The 14,048-nt window shown below is 59.0% G+C and carries 13 protein-coding genes; 10 read left to right on the top strand and 3 right to left on the bottom strand.

The genetic code is table 11. The annotated features are described in order from the left end of the window. Positions 1–231: 231 nt before the first annotated feature. Together KGA89_RS23070 and KGA89_RS23065 are read right to left on the bottom strand one after the other, a co-directional pair. Positions 232–1,017, bottom strand: a complete 786-nt coding sequence (locus KGA89_RS23070; RefSeq protein WP_223472628.1) for a pyrroline-5-carboxylate reductase family protein — start codon at positions 1,015–1,017, stop codon at positions 232–234. Beyond that, on the bottom strand, positions 1,007–1,711 hold the full coding sequence (locus KGA89_RS23065; protein WP_003203446.1) for a TetR/AcrR family transcriptional regulator: 705 nt from the start codon (positions 1,709–1,711) through the stop codon (positions 1,007–1,009). Before KGA89_RS23065 ends, KGA89_RS23070 begins: the two co-directional genes overlap by 11 nt. Before the next feature lie 456 nt (positions 1,712–2,167). Between KGA89_RS23065 and choW the strand changes: the two genes are divergently transcribed. The 6 genes from choW (at position 2,168) to KGA89_RS23035 (ending at position 8,748) form a co-directional block, all read left to right on the top strand. Next, positions 2,168–3,016 carry a choline ABC transporter permease subunit gene (gene choW, locus KGA89_RS23060; protein WP_223472627.1) on the top strand — a complete coding sequence of 283 codons (849 nt, stop codon included), beginning with the start codon at positions 2,168–2,170 and terminating at the stop codon, positions 3,014–3,016. Beyond that, a complete protein-coding gene (gene choV / locus KGA89_RS23055; protein WP_223472626.1) occupies positions 3,013–4,236 on the top strand; it encodes a choline ABC transporter ATP-binding protein in 1,224 nt (407 codons plus the stop codon). Before choW ends, choV begins: the two co-directional genes overlap by 4 nt. A 30-nt stretch (positions 4,237–4,266) precedes the next feature. Further along, entirely contained in the window at positions 4,267–5,205 is a 939-nt protein-coding gene (locus tag KGA89_RS23050; RefSeq protein WP_003203455.1) for a LysR substrate-binding domain-containing protein, read from the top strand. Positions 5,206–5,343: 138 nt separating this feature from the next. Further along, a complete protein-coding gene (locus tag KGA89_RS23045) occupies positions 5,344–6,600 on the top strand; it encodes an aromatic ring-hydroxylating oxygenase subunit alpha (RefSeq protein ID WP_223472625.1) in 1,257 nt (418 codons plus the stop codon). A 9-nt stretch (positions 6,601–6,609) separates the two neighbouring features. Next, entirely contained in the window at positions 6,610–7,746 is a 1,137-nt protein-coding gene (locus KGA89_RS23040; RefSeq protein ID WP_223472624.1) for a hybrid-cluster NAD(P)-dependent oxidoreductase, read from the top strand. An 87-nt stretch (positions 7,747–7,833) separates the two neighbouring features. Continuing rightward, entirely contained in the window at positions 7,834–8,748 is a 915-nt protein-coding gene (locus KGA89_RS23035; protein WP_223472623.1) for a LysR substrate-binding domain-containing protein, read from the top strand. 13 nt (positions 8,749–8,761) lie between these two features. Here KGA89_RS23035 and KGA89_RS23030 read toward each other — a convergent pair whose 3' ends face one another. After that, positions 8,762–9,202, bottom strand: coding sequence for a hotdog fold domain-containing protein (locus KGA89_RS23030; RefSeq protein WP_003203463.1), 441 nt, complete (start codon positions 9,200–9,202; stop codon positions 8,762–8,764). A gap of 163 nt (positions 9,203–9,365) precedes the next feature. Between KGA89_RS23030 and KGA89_RS23025 the strand changes: the two genes are divergently transcribed. The 4 genes from KGA89_RS23025 (at position 9,366) to KGA89_RS23010 (ending at position 13,844) form a co-directional block, all read left to right on the top strand. Next, the gene (locus KGA89_RS23025; RefSeq protein WP_003203465.1) at positions 9,366–9,986 is read left to right on the top strand and encodes a TetR/AcrR family transcriptional regulator; all 621 of its coding nucleotides are present in this window, start codon (positions 9,366–9,368) and stop codon (positions 9,984–9,986) included. 144 nt (positions 9,987–10,130) lie between these two features. Then, positions 10,131–11,123 (top strand): transporter, encoded by a 993-nt coding sequence (locus KGA89_RS23020; RefSeq protein ID WP_003203467.1) that lies wholly within the window; start codon positions 10,131–10,133, stop codon positions 11,121–11,123. 55 nt (positions 11,124–11,178) lie between these two features. Continuing rightward, positions 11,179–12,360, top strand: a complete 1,182-nt coding sequence (locus KGA89_RS23015) for an MFS transporter (protein ID WP_003203469.1) — start codon at positions 11,179–11,181, stop codon at positions 12,358–12,360. Between the two features lie 35 nt (positions 12,361–12,395). Beyond that, positions 12,396–13,844: a carotenoid oxygenase family protein gene (locus tag KGA89_RS23010; RefSeq protein WP_013693745.1), complete on the top strand. Its 1,449-nt coding sequence runs from the start codon at positions 12,396–12,398 to the stop codon at positions 13,842–13,844. Positions 13,845–14,048: the final 204 nt, after the last annotated feature.

Below are 14,048 nucleotides of genomic sequence, written 5' to 3'. Positions count from 1 at the left end.
AAGGGCCGCATCGCCTGAATTGTGATTATGGGAATCCCCTTCAGACTTGCATAGCCCAGAGCTGTGGGAGCCTCGCTGTCCCTGGAAAAGATGGCTAAATAAATCATCCAAGACAGTTGCTCCCACAAAGGGTTTGTGTTGGGCATGGATGTTGTGTCCGCTGAAGATCGAATGTGGGAGCGAGCCTGCTCGCGATGCGGTGGTGGCCGTTACCCGACCCCGATCGTTTTATCAGGCTTGAAGCCCCGTGCGGGCCACCGCGGCACCTGCCTGCAACGCCCTTCCAATCTGCTCTTCGAAATACCCCTGGGTCATCGCCTGCAAGGCCGCGGCCGTTACACCGCGGTAGGCCACCAAGGCGTCGATCATCTGTTGGGCATCACGGCTCGCCAGCAGTTGGCTGCTGTTGACCACTACATTTTTCGCGGCAAGCTGCGCGATATCACCAGGTATACCGGCCAGCATCGCCTGATTCGCCAGCGCCGTCATCAACAAGGCCGGAAAGGCCGGGCCGGTGCCTGAGAGTGCCGAGAGGTAATCGATGAAGTCTTCTTCCTGGACTTCAGCAGCGGTGCCCACACATTCAAACAAGCGCTGCACCAGGATTTTCGTCGTCGCCTCTACCCCGCCCGAACAATACCAGGGCGTAAAGGCCTGCTCGATTTCCACCGCCGCATTGGGCATCGCCCGTACGACTGCCGACGCCATGGTCTGTGTAGCAATTGCCTGTGCCGTGATGCCGGCCATCAAGGAGATCACGGTTTTGCCCGTCGCATTGATGTTCAAGCTGGCGAACTGCTCGGGGCGAACCGCGATGATCACGACGACGCTGCGATCCACCAGGTCCTGGTTGTTCGTGACCAGACTGGCACCTTGTTGGACCAACGGGTGGTTTCCCGAACGATTGGAGATGATCAGGTTTCCCGCCGGCACCAGTCCCTTTGCCAGGACGGCCTTGGCAATCGCGCCGCCCAACCAGCCGGTTCCGCCAATGATCCCCACGGTCTCATTGGTCATCGCCGTTGCCTTCGAAAGTGTCCGTCAACGGAACAAAGACCCCGGGCTCTTTTTCGGCATAGCCGAACTTCCCATAGAAACGATCCAGCTCACGCTGCTTGGGGACTTTGCCGGTGAAGATGCTCACGTAATGAGGGATGCGCTGGAAACGCACGGTGATCAGCTCACTCGTATTCATGGTGATATAGCCGATTTGAGTCAGATAAATCGTTCGGGCCCGGGTATCAGCTCCCTGGCTGTCATAACCAAAGCGCTTGAACATGTTCGCCAGGGCGTTCATTCGCTGCTCGTCTACCGCAGCGACCTCCTGGGCCACTTCAGCGGACTGCAGCGCCCAGCTGCGCACGGCAAACTCGAACTGCGAGTCGAACAATTGTGGGTTGAGCCAGCACTCGAACACATTCAGGATCGCCTCGGAGATGCTTTCGGCATAGCTTTCACATTGCCGGATCAAGCCCCCCGTATTGGTCTCTCGCCAACGCGACAGCAACGCCGCCAGCAGTTGCTCGCGATCCTCGAAGAACCAGTAGAAGCTGGTGCGTGACAAGCCCAGGCGCTTGGCCAGCGGCATGACTCGAACAGCATCGATGCCCGATTCCTTCAGGGCCTCGTAGGCCGCTTCCAGCCAGCCCTCCGGCGAGCCCCGCCAGCCTGCGTCCTGGGCCTTGCCGCGCGCCTTCCCTACCTGGGGCATCTTTGCTTACCTTCTTTAAAATAATGCGTAACGTGAATGTACTCGGATGACCGTCGAATGTACACCTGAGTACATTTGATTGACTTTTTCGCCCGAGAAGTGGTGAACAATTAATGATCAAAACTCATGAGACACTGACATAAAATGGTTTGTCAGCAAAAGGTACCTGGATAACTATCTTCCACAGGCAACGGACTCCAAACCAAAACAACAACGAGCCGCCATCATGAATCTTGCAGTGCACACCTCTGAAGGACACTCGACACCCGGCCAAAGAATGCCGGGGCGACTGGCTTTGATACACGCGTCTTCCGTTACTCATCCCCTGCCCAAACTTCGATAACTGCTCACGCGACGCCTCGCGCAGTCGTTTTGTGTTGCCTGGAACCTGGCACACGGAGCTGCGCCCGGGCGGTTGCTGGCGTGCTGTTTCTTTCCATCAGCCGGATTAGTGATATGTGGATTACACAAGAAAAGCTTCCACTGGGTGAACATATCGCCCGGTATGTCGAATGGTTGACACAACATGGTGCTGGAGTTTTCGACGCCATATCGCTGTCGCTGTCGGGCGTCATCTCCGCGTTTACCAGCGCACTCCTCTGGTTCAACCCCTTGGCGTTGATCGCTGTATTTGCGCTGCTTGCCTATTACATCCAACGCAAGGCCAGTCTCACCTTCTTTGTCACCCTCTCCTTCCTGCTGATATTCAATCTCGGTTACTGGCAGGAGACCATGGAGACCCTCGCCCAAGCGACCTTCGCCACACTTGTCTGCGTGGTCATCGGTGTACCGTTGGGCATCGTTGCAGCCCATCGACCATGGTTCTATGCAGCCTTGCGGCCGGTGCTCGACCTGATGCAGACCGTGCCCACCTTCGTGTACCTGATCCCGACCCTGACACTTTTCGGCCTGGGGGTAGTCCCAGGCCTGATTTCCACGGTGGTGTTCGCGATTGCCGCGCCCATCCGCCTGACCTACCTGGGCATCCGCGACGTACCGGACGAACTGATGGACGCTGGCAAAGCCTTCGGCTGCTCCCGTCGCCAGCTCCTGTCGCGCATTGAACTGCCCCATGCGATGCCGAGCATCGCGGCCGGCATCACCCAGTGCATCATGCTGTCGTTGTCGATGGTGGTGATCGCCGCACTGGTGGGCGCCGATGGCCTGGGCAAACCCGTGGTCAACGCACTCAATACCGCCGATATCTCGATGGGTTTTGAAGCCGGCCTGGCGATCGTGCTGCTGGCCATCATCCTCGACCGAATCTGCAAACAACGTGAAGCCGTGAAAAGAGGTGACGCATGAGCATCATCCGTTTTGAAGACGTTGACGTCATCTTCTCTGCCCGTCCGAAGCCCGCCCTGGATCTACTCGACAAAGGTTTTTCCCGCCCGGAGATTCTTCAGAAAACCGGTTTGATCGTTGGCGTGGAGAAAGCCAACCTGGAGATCAACAAAGGCGAGATCTGTGTGCTCATGGGCCTGTCCGGCTCCGGTAAATCCAGCCTGTTGCGCTGCATCAATGGCTTGAACACCGTCAGCCGCGGCAAGCTGTTCGTCGAACATGAAGGCCGGCAGGTCGACATCGCCTCCTGTACCCCCGCCGAACTGAAGATGATGCGCACCCAGCGCATCGCCATGGTGTTCCAGAAGTTCGCCCTGATGCCCTGGCTGACGGTGCGCGAGAACATCAGCTTCGGCCTGGAAATGCAGGGCCGTCCTGAGAGAGAACTCCGCAAGCTGGTGGATGAGAAGCTGGAGCTGGTGGGCCTGACCCAATGGCGCAACAAGAAGCCCGACGAGTTGTCCGGTGGCATGCAGCAACGGGTCGGCCTGGCCCGCGCCCTGGCGATGGACGCCGACATCCTGCTGATGGACGAACCCTTCTCCGCCCTCGACCCGTTGATCCGCCAAGGCCTGCAAGATGAGTTGCTCGATCTGCAGCGCAAGCTGCACAAGACCATCGTATTCGTCAGCCATGACCTGGACGAAGCCCTGAAGCTGGGCACGCGCATCGCCATCATGAAAGACGGCAAAATCATCCAGTACAGCAAACCCGAGGAGATCGTGCTGAACCCGGCTGACGACTACGTGCGTAACTTCGTCGCCCACACCAACCCGTTGAATGTGCTGTGTGCGAAAAGTTTGATGACCCCGCTGGACCAGTGCATTTTCGTCCGCGACGAATATTGCCTGGATACAGCTCAAAACCTGTGGCTGGTGGTGAACCCGCAGGGTCATTTGACCAGCCTTCGAAAAGGCGCTACGACAGCGCACGTCCAACCATGGAATCCGCCCCAGCCAATCGAGACCCTGGCTCGACAGCCCACTTGCGTACCGTCGACGACTACCATGCGCGACGCCCTGCAGATTCGCTATGAAACGGGCCATCCACTGATCGTGCAGAACGAGGCCGGTACTGTCCTGGGCATATTGGGCGACGGTGAACTGTATCGGGCACTGCTGGGACATAACCTGTCACAGCCCGCGCCTTCTGAACCCGCAAGAGAATCTTCGGTGGCTTGATTCACCAGGCAACGACGTCGGAACGCACCTATGCAACCCAGCGATATCGATAAAAAGGTCAAGGGCTATCGGCGGTTGATACCGTCGATGACGGCGTTGCTGGAATTCGAAGCCGTGGCGCGATTGGCCAGTTTCACCCTGGCCGCCCAAGAGCTGGGCGTGACCCAGGCGGCCGTCAGCAAACAAATCCGGTTGTTGGAAGATACCCTGGGGACCAAGCTGTTCCATCGGCTTCATCGGGCGATCAAGCTGACTCACGAAGGCTATATCCTGCATCTGGTCGTCGCTGAGTCCATTCATCGCATGGCCAGTGTCTTCGACAAAATTGCCGAGGGCATTGGTGAGCAGGAGATCACCATCGCCTGCACGGAGGCGTTCTCTCACTTGAGAATACTCCCCAGATTGATCGCTCTGCGCACCCTGCAACCGAAGTTGAAATTGCGCCTGATGACGCAGCAGGTCTCGCCAAGTTCTTATCGGGATGACGTCGACCTGGCCATCCGTTTCGGTAATGGAAAATGGGAGGATGGCAGCTCGGTCTTCCTGTTCGATGAAGAAGTGTTTCCCGTTTGCTCGCCGGCCTGGCTCGCCGCCAACCCGGCACCTTCATCCATTACCGATTTTCTGGACACGGCGCTGATTGACTCAGATTCCACCCTTGAAGGCTGGATGACCTGGAACCGTTGGTGCCGGGAACTGGGCGATATGCGCCCCAAGCTCAATTATTCATTTCGCTGCAGTTCCTACAACGATGCGATCCAGGCGGCCATTCAAGGCCACGGCATTGCACTGGGATGGAGTCGGCTGATCGCGCACCGTCTCAACAGTGGCGAACTGATCAGAATCACGCCCTACGTGGTCAAGCCAAAAGACGCTTATTACCTGGTGATTCCGAGCGGTCGAAAACTTGAGCCCATTACCCAGGCACTGGTTGATTGGTTGCGCGATGACAGTTATCTAACTCACTGATAATCAACAAGTTAAAGTCAACTTTCAGGCATAACGCAAAGTTATGCGAGCGTGAAAATAAAGCGCGTTGACGGTCTTATTCCACCTTTCCAAACTGTACTCGCCGCCTGATCAATTTGAATGTGAGCGAGACCTATAATGACAATCAATGCCGTGAAGACCCATCGTGAACTCCTGGCCGACCGCACGCCCGGCCATGGCATGCCAGGCGGTTTGTTTGGTCGCCAGGATATTTTTGAAACCGATGTCGAGGTCTTCTTCACCAAACATTGGATTCTGGTGGGCGTCACCAGCGATGTCCCCGAACCCGGTGATGTCTCGACCCTTGATATTGGCAAATCCTCCATCCTCCTGGTACGCGACGATGACGAGCACGTGCAAGCGTTTCGCAATGTCTGCCGTCACCGCGGGGCTCGCCTGAAACAGGCCGGCAAGTCGACGGTGGGCATGCTGGTCTGCCCCTACCACCAGTGGAGCTACGACCTGGATGGCAGCCTGAAACATGCGGCACACATGGGCAAGGACTTCGACCCTAAATGCAAAAGCCTGATCCCTGTGCACACCCGGGTCATCGGCACCCATGTCTTCGTCTGCCTCGGCGACGAACCACCAGAAGACATCCTGTACCTTGACCAGGTCATGACGCCGCGTTTCGCCCAATACGACATCGCCCACTCAAAGATCGCCTACGAATCGGAAATCATCGAGAACGGCAATTGGAAACTAGTGATCGAGAATAACCGCGAGTGTTATCACTGCGCCGCCACCCACCCGGAATTGACCGCTTCTTTCCTGCCCGAAGATTTCGGTTTCTGCACCGATGGGCTGGGCGAGGATTCACTTCAGGCACTGGCCGAATATCACCGCCGCAATGCCGACACCAAGGCCAACTGGGAGCGCGAAGGCTATATCTGCGATGCCGTCGAACACCTGGGTGAAGACGCCGTGACCCAATTCCGCTCGCAGCGACTGGCCATTGCCGGCAACGGCGAATCCCAGACCCTGGACACCCGCGTGGCGTGTACCCGGCTGTTTGGCGACCTCACCCGCCGCGACTTGGGCGACGTGCATCTTTGGACGCACAACTCCTGGACCCATGTCATGAGCGACCACGCCGTAGTCTCCTACATCATCCCGCTGGCACCCGATAAAACCCTGGTGCACACCAAATGGCTGGTTCATGCCGATGCCGTCGAAGGCGTCGACTACCAGGTGGATAAGCTGACCGAAGTCTGGGCGGCGACCAACCTGCAAGACGCCAGCCTCGTCGGCATCACCCACAGCGGCACCCAGGATCCCGCCTACACGCCCGGGCCGTTCTCGGCCTTTACCGAAACCTATGTCGACCAGTTCTCGCGCTGGTACGCGGCGCGTCTGGCCGCCCATGGCGTGTGAGGAATGAACATGACGACTTACGAAAACCTGACGTGTCCTGGAAACACCAGCGCGGTCCAGCGCTTTACCGATCCGACCACCTGGGGCACGTTCGGCTCGCAATGGAACAGCGGGGAACAGAAAACCCTGCAATGCTGCGCTGTGCGCCAGGAAACCCATGACGTAAAAACCTTCATTTTTCGTTGTGCGGACTTCAGCGCACTGAGTTTCGAACCCGGTCAATTCATCACGATCTCACCGGTCATTGGCGGGCAGACCCTCTTCCGCTGCTACACCCTGTCGTCCTCCCCGACCCGGCCCTTTGCGTTTTCCATTACCGTCAAACGTGTGCCGGGGGGCGCGGTATCGAACTGGCTGCATGACCACCTCAAGCCCGGCGACAGCCTGAAGGCGTCCGGTCCGGCGGGCAGTTTTACACCGGTCGGCCATCCTGCGACCAAGTTGTTGTACCTGTCGGCCGGCTCGGGTGTAACGCCCCTGATGTCGATGACCCGGGCCGCCTGCGACATGGCCGGCAACCTCGACATTGTCTTCGTACACAGCGCGCGTACTCCTGCCGATATCATCTTCCACGCAGAATTGACGCGCATGCAGGCCGCCATGCCGGGACTGCGGGTCATCAGTGTGTGCGAAGGACTTGGCGACACCGCTCAATGGCAGCAACCGATAGGCCGGCTCGATTTGCCGTTGCTGAGCCAGCAAGTGCCGGACTACAAGGAACGGGAAATCTTTACCTGTGGTCCCCAGGGCTACATGGAAGCGGTCAAGTCGCTGCTCAGGGAAGCGGCGTTCGATTTCGCCCACTATCATCAGGAAAGCTTCGACATCAGCGCACTGAACGAGGAACCGTTGCTCGAGCAAGCCCCTTCCCTCGATCAGCAGGAGGTGTTCACGGTAACCTTGTCGCGCTCGGGGAAGACGTTCAGCATGCCGGGCAATCAGACCGTGCTGAGCGCCGCAAAAAAGGCCGGGGCAATCGTGCCCTCCTCCTGCAGCCAGGGCGTTTGCGGCACCTGCAAGACCGCCCTGCTACAGGGTACGGTCGAGATGAATCACAACGGCGGTATCCGGCAACGGGAAATCGACAAAGGCCTGCGTTTGCTGTGCTGCAGCAAGCCCACTTCTGACCTGGTCCTTGATCTTTAGCCTTGCATCGCGAATAAGGTAGTCACTGCACACTGGCTTCTGCACAATCTCCGTGCGCTTACCCTAATAAGACATTGGCCCAGCCTGATGAAACTGCAACCCTTGCCGCCCCTCAACAGCCTGGTGGCATTCGAGGCCGCCGCCCACCACTTGAGCTTCACCGTGGCGGCACGCGAACTGAACGTCACCCAAGGCGCAATCAGCCGCCAGGTGCGCTTGCTCGAAGACTACCTGGGCACGGCGCTGTTCACCCGCACGACCCGCGAAATCAACCTCACCGCCACCGGCAGCCAGTATTACGAAAGCGTGCGCGATACGCTGCAACAGATCGCCCAGGCCACGGCGGGAATACGCCATTGGCAAGGCGCGCAGCAGGTCACTGTCGTCACCAGTACGGCGATGGCCTCATTGTGGCTGCTGCCGCTCGTGTCGGAGTTCCAGCGCCAGAATGAAGAGATTGACCTGCGCATCATCGCGACGGATCAAGTCAGTGATTTTTCCCGGCTGGACTGTGACCTGGCGCTGTATTACTGCAGCACACCGCCGAAAAACATGAAAGTCACGCCGTTATTCAACGAAGAGATTTTCCCGGTATGCAGCCCTGCCTATCTGGCGCAGCATCCAGGGATCGAGACGCTGAAGCAGTTGGGCGGATGCACCTGGTTATGGCTGGAAGACCAGCACCGCGACTGGATTGGCTGGAAGGAATGGTTCCAACGCCTTGGTTACCAGGCGCCAGAACCTCGACGGCGCATCAATATCAACAGCTACTCCATGTTGATCCAGTCGGCGCTGGCTGGCCAGGGGATTGCCTTGGCCTGGTCGGGCCTGCTCAGCAATCACTTGCAAACCGGCAACCTGGTGCGGCCGACGCAAGCCATCCTGCGCACCGATGCGCAGTTCTGCCTGCTGGAACCTCAAGGCCGGGCCCCAAACAGACAAAGCGTCAACCTCTTCCGCCAGTGGCTGATGGCGCATCTGGCGGAGACAGTCGACGTTTGATGGGCCTGGCGACCTAGCCGATTTTCACATTCATGGTGATGCGCGCCGTGAAGACCTTCACCCCAGCCTCGTCGAAGATCTCGACCGGGACAATCTTGTCGCCCGAAGTCTGCCAGTCGATTTCGCTACCGTCGGCAATCGCATGGATGGAGGTCTTGGCCTTGGCCAAGTACTCGACGGTCATGCCTTTGGGAATCCAGCGCGCGCCGCTGGGGATGGACACCTCGGTCATCATCCCACCCGCCAGTTCTGCCGCGTTGCACAACGCGATCGCGTGAACGGACGCCAGGTGATTGGTGATTTCCTTGCGAAACGGCACCTTCACTTCACCGCGACCGGGGGTCAACACAGAAATTTCCGGGTTGATGGTGCCGAAATACGGTGCCATCTGGCAGGCCATATTGCTGAAAGCGGACGGGCCAACGCTTTGGTACATGCTGAGAGTCTGGCTCATGGGGGATCTCTGGTCAGGTGGATTGAAGTCACGGACAGAACATCATTCCATTACAGAATATTGCTCTGTTACAGAACATTATTCTGTAAATGTCTACCCTGTCAATCGCTCGTGCCTGGCCGTCGTTTCAATTACCATGGCCCCTTTTTGCCTGGGCCGAAAAATGGAACCTGTCGATCTCCTCGAGCGTTGCTACCCAGGGCGCCGTGCCGAGTCCAAGCGGCACATTCTCCGATGTGCCCTGGCGCTGTTTAACCAACAGGGCATAGAAGCGACCACCATCGACATCATCCGGGCCGAAAGCCAGATGAGCGTGGGAGCGATCTATCACCATTTCGATAACAAGGAAGGCTTGGTCGCGGCGTTGTACATGACCGCCCTGGATGACCAGGCACGGCTCAGGGACAGCTACCTCGGCGCTGTCACGTCAACCAGGGAATGGGTCCACGCCTTGGTGTTCAGCTACGTGGATTGGGTGGTCAGCCAACCCGATTGGGCGCGGTTCCAGTACCAGGCTCGCTTTGCGGTCGCACGCAGCAGCTTCAACGAGCGGCTCGCCGAGGCGAATGTCGCCAGGAACGCCGCGCTCAAGCAATGGTTCAGCGACCCTGCCCACCAGCAGGATTTGCAGGACCTGCCTTTTGAACTGATCCCGTCACTGATCATCGGTTCAGCGGAGAGCTATTGCCGCGCCTGGCTCTCGGCCCGAGTCAAACGCAGCCCTGAACTCTACCGGCAGCAACTGGCCGAGGCCGCCTGGCGCGCCGTTGGCGCTGGCGGCTGAGCAGTTCGCTCGCGTTTCTCCGGGTTCATGGCGCTCCCAGTCAACTCTGGCCGTTGCGCTCAAGCATCACCCAACACCGGGACTTAAAGTCGAAGTGCCAGGGGACATTCCCCCGCTCACAATTCCAAGAATAGAGCCACTTCAATGAGCCTGACCAAATCCCTGCCAGCGTGCCTGGCACTCAGCTTCGCGTCATTTGCCGCCCATGCAGCCGACGGCCCTCCTCCACCTTCCGTAAGCCAACCCAGCGGTATCAACCTGGGCGGCACCAGCTTCTACGACGGGTTTGCGGGGCCACCCGGGCTGACTCACCAGACCTACCTGAAGTTCAGCACCGCCAGCAGCATCAGGACCAACGGTGGCAAGAAAAACGGCGCCTTCGATGACCCGAAGATCAACGTCATCACGATGATCAATCAGCTGAGCTACTACTCACCCGACACCTTCGCGGGAGGGGCACACCTGGGTTGGAGCCTGCTGGTACCCGTTGTTTCCCTGGACGGCGACTTCGGTGACAACGGTGCCAAGCTCAAGGACAACGCTACCGGCCTGGGCGATGTCACGGTCGGGCCACAGGTCCAGTTCGATCCGATCGTCGACGCCAGCGGCCGGCCGGTTTTCGTGCAGCGCATGGCCTTCGACACCATCCTGCCAACGGGCAAGTACGACAAAGACAAAGACCTGAACCCTGGCTCCAACCACTTCTCCCTGAACCCCTACTGGGCAGCGACCTGGATGCCGGCACCCCGTTGGGAAGTGAGCTGGAGACTGAACTATCTGTACAACTTCAAGAACGACGATCCGGCGAGCAGTTCGCAGCAGTTCTTTGAAGGGCAAGCGGTGCGCGACACCCAGTCAGGACAGTCGGCATGGGCCAACTTCACCGCCTCGTACGAAGTGTTTCCGAAAGTCTCGGTGGGCATCAACGGCTACTACTTCCGGCAGATCTCGGATGACAAGGTCAACGGCAACACCCTGACCGACTCCCGGGAAAAGGTGCTGGGCTTTGGCCCGGGTCTGTTCTGGAAAATCACCGAAGACAAAGCCTTCTGGCTCAACACCTATAAAGAAACCGGCGTCGAGAACCGCTCCCGAGCGGATTACCAGGTGCAGGTTCGCTACGTCCACAAGTTCTGATTGACGTGTAGGCCGGCTCACGCATGAGCGGGCTCTTTACCTGAGGTGATGCTTCATGAACGCACTCGACTCCATCGACAGCAAAAAATCACTGGGCGCCATCTGCCTGATGATGGTCATTTCCCTGGGGACTCTACAGATCCAGCCGATCCTGGGCGGTGCCTTGATCGACCAACTCGGCCTGCCGCTCAATGCAATCGGCGCTCTTTTCGCCGCTGAACTCATGGCGATGGCCATCGCTTGCGGGGTCTGCGCCCTGTTCATGGCGAGCGTCGACCGCCGTCGCTTCGCCCTGGTGGCCTTGTTGATCCTGGCATTGGGTAACCTGGCCAGCACACAACTGCACAGCCAGGCCGGACTGGTCATTTCCAGGATGATCTGCGGCGCCAGCGGCGGCGCGGTCATGGCGGTTGTCTATGCCACCGCAGCGCTGCGCACGTCCAAGGACGCGACTTTCGCGATCATCAACATCGGCAACCTGCTGTGGGGCATGCTGCTGGTGACCTCCATGCCGCTGGTCCTTCAAGCATTTGGCGTGAATGGCGCGTTTTCCCTGTTGGCGATCACCAGCGTGCTCGCGGCGCTGGGTTGCTGGAGAGTGCCCAAGCGCTACCCGGACGCCCATCGCGCGGCCAATGGCTCGATCCAGCCATTTGGTCTCACTGCCGTGCTGTTGATCCTGCTGTTTGCCCTGCTGTTCTTCGGCCACTCCGCCCTGTGGGTGTACCAGGAACGCATCGGCAAGAGCATCGGCCTGGAGCCCCAGCAGATTGGCGGAATCCTCGGCGGCAGCATCCTTGCCGGTGCCCTAGGCGCCGGGCTGGCCGGGCTGATCGGACGGCGCCTGGGCCTGCTGTTTCCACAACTGTTGAGCTTCGGCACGGCATTGCTGGCGACTTTGATCATGGTCTATGGCACCAGCCCCGTTGCCTTTATCACCACGGCCTGCCTGATCCATATGGTCTGGTTTTTCAGCCTGCCCTACCTGCTTTCCATGGCGGCGGAACTGGACCCTTCCGGCCGACTGGCAGGCCTGGGTAACGCTGCGATTTTCATCGGCCAGGGACTCGGCCCGTTTGGCGCCGCACTGGTCGTGGGCGAGGGACACTTGCGCGCGGTCGGATGGCTGGCCGCCTCAGCCTATCTGCTAGCCTTGGTGATCTCGTGCCTGGTCGTTGCACGCTTTCGCCGCGGCGTGAAACCTTCCGGGCCGGCGATGTCCCCGCAATCGGCCTGAACATGAACGAACCCGCACATTGACGAGATTGCCAGATGAGTATTCCATTCCCTCAAACCCCTGAATTTTCCGGCGCTCTCTATACGCCCAGCCGCGTGGAAGCAGAGGTGTTCGATCTTGAGATCGAAGGCATCCTGCCCGCTTCGATCTGTGGGACTTTTTATCAGGTGGCGCCAGACCCGCAGTACCCTCCCATGCTGGGTAACGACATTTTCTTCAACGGCGACGGCATGGTTAGCCGCTTCAACTTTGCCAATGGCAAAGTCTCGATGCGACGCCGCTACGTGAAGACCGATCGCCTGCTGGCCCAGCGCCGTGAAGGGCGTTCGCTCAACGGCGTCTATCGAAACGTCTACACCAATGACCCCCTCGCGGCGAAAAACAACACCACCGCCAACACCACCGTCATCCCCCACAACGGCGTCCTGTTGGCGCTCAAGGAAGATGCCCTGCCTTGGGCGATGGATCTCGAAACCCTGGAGACCCTCGGCGAATGGAGCTTTGATGGGCAGATCAAAGCTGCGACGTTCACCGCCCACCCCAAGCTCGATCCGGTGACAGGCAACCTGCTGGCCTGCAGTTATGAGGCCAAAGGCGACGGCACGCCCGACCTGGCCTATTTCGAAATCTCGCCGGACGGAAAGCTGCTGCACGAGATCTGGTTCCAGGCGCCTTATGCGGCCATGGTGCACGATTTCGCGGTGACCGAACGCTACGTCGTGTTCCCGTTGATTCCGTTGACGGTTGACGTCGATCGCATGAAAAACGGCGGGCCGCATTTCCAGTGGCAACCCGACCTGCCCCAGCTGTTCGCCATCGTGCCGCGCAACGGGCGTGGGCAAGATGTGCGTTGGTTCAAGGGGCCCAAGGACGGTTTCCAGGGGCATACGCTCAATGCGTTCGATGAGGACGACAAGGTGTATGTGGACATGCCGGTCACCGGCGGGAATATCTTCTACTTCTTCCCCCAGGCCGACGGCTACGTACCACCGCCTGAAACCCTGGCCGCCAGCCTGATGCGCTGGACCTTCGACCTGAATGGCGCGCAGGAGGACGTTCAACCGCAGCCACTGACGGAATATCCCTGCGAGTTCCCACGGTGTGATGATCGCTACATCGGTCGAAAGTACCAGCATGGTTTCCTGCTCGCCTTCGATCCTGAGCGCCCCTACAACCCGGCGAATGGGCCAATCCCCTTCCAGTTTTTCAACCTGCTGGCGCACCTGGACCTGCAGACAGGCCGCACCGACGCCTGGTTTCCCGGCGACAGCGGATGCTTCCAGGAACCCATCTTCATACCGCGCTCGGCGGATGCAGAGGAAGCCGATGGCTACGTCGTAGCCCTGCTCAACCTCATCGCAGAGGGACGCAGTGAGCTGGTTGTGCTGGACACCCGTGACATGGCCAGCGGGCCCATTGCCCGCATCAGGATTCCCTTCCGGATGCGCATGTCGCTGCATGGCTGCTGGGCACCAATCGATTGATTGGCATCGGGTCCTGATGCCCGTCAATTAAGCACAATCCCTGTGGGAGCGAGCTTGCTCGCGATGGCGGCGGTTCAGTTACATGAGTATTGAACTGGCTGGCCTCATCGCGAGCAAGCTCGCTCCCACAGGTTTAGAGCCCTTTTCACACCTCCCCTTGCTCCCCAGGTCCGCCAAAGGGACAGTCGCGCCAAAAAATACATA

Origin of the sequence: Pseudomonas sp. A-RE-22 (assembly GCF_019956035.1) — a bacterium.
GTDB classification, from domain to species: Bacteria; Pseudomonadota; Gammaproteobacteria; order Pseudomonadales; family Pseudomonadaceae; genus Aquipseudomonas; species Aquipseudomonas brassicacearum.
This window is presented reverse-complemented; position numbering and strand designations above follow the sequence as displayed.

What these genes read in the sequence shown, in the direction of transcription:
- KGA89_RS23020 (WP_003203467.1), top strand. Translation starts at nt 10,131, where the DNA reads ATGAGCCTGACCAAATCCCTGCCAGCGTGCCTGGCACTCAGCTTCGCG.
- KGA89_RS23025 (WP_003203465.1), top strand. Translation starts at nt 9,366, where the DNA reads ATGGAACCTGTCGATCTCCTCGAGCGTTGCTACCCAGGGCGCCGTGCC.
- KGA89_RS23070 (WP_223472628.1), bottom strand. Translation starts at nt 1,017, where the DNA reads ATGACCAATGAGACCGTGGGGATCATTGGCGGAACCGGCTGGTTGGGC.
- KGA89_RS23035 (WP_223472623.1), top strand. Translation starts at nt 7,834, where the DNA reads ATGAAACTGCAACCCTTGCCGCCCCTCAACAGCCTGGTGGCATTCGAG.
- KGA89_RS23015 (WP_003203469.1), top strand. Translation starts at nt 11,179, where the DNA reads ATGAACGCACTCGACTCCATCGACAGCAAAAAATCACTGGGCGCCATC.
- choW (WP_223472627.1), top strand. Translation starts at nt 2,168, where the DNA reads ATGTGGATTACACAAGAAAAGCTTCCACTGGGTGAACATATCGCCCGG.
- KGA89_RS23065 (WP_003203446.1), bottom strand. Translation starts at nt 1,711, where the DNA reads ATGCCCCAGGTAGGGAAGGCGCGCGGCAAGGCCCAGGACGCAGGCTGG.
- KGA89_RS23040 (WP_223472624.1), top strand. Translation starts at nt 6,610, where the DNA reads ATGACGACTTACGAAAACCTGACGTGTCCTGGAAACACCAGCGCGGTC.
- KGA89_RS23045 (WP_223472625.1), top strand. Translation starts at nt 5,344, where the DNA reads ATGACAATCAATGCCGTGAAGACCCATCGTGAACTCCTGGCCGACCGC.
- choV (WP_223472626.1), top strand. Translation starts at nt 3,013, where the DNA reads ATGAGCATCATCCGTTTTGAAGACGTTGACGTCATCTTCTCTGCCCGT.
- KGA89_RS23050 (WP_003203455.1), top strand. Translation starts at nt 4,267, where the DNA reads ATGCAACCCAGCGATATCGATAAAAAGGTCAAGGGCTATCGGCGGTTG.
- KGA89_RS23010 (WP_013693745.1), top strand. Translation starts at nt 12,396, where the DNA reads ATGAGTATTCCATTCCCTCAAACCCCTGAATTTTCCGGCGCTCTCTAT.
- KGA89_RS23030 (WP_003203463.1), bottom strand. Translation starts at nt 9,202, where the DNA reads ATGAGCCAGACTCTCAGCATGTACCAAAGCGTTGGCCCGTCCGCTTTC.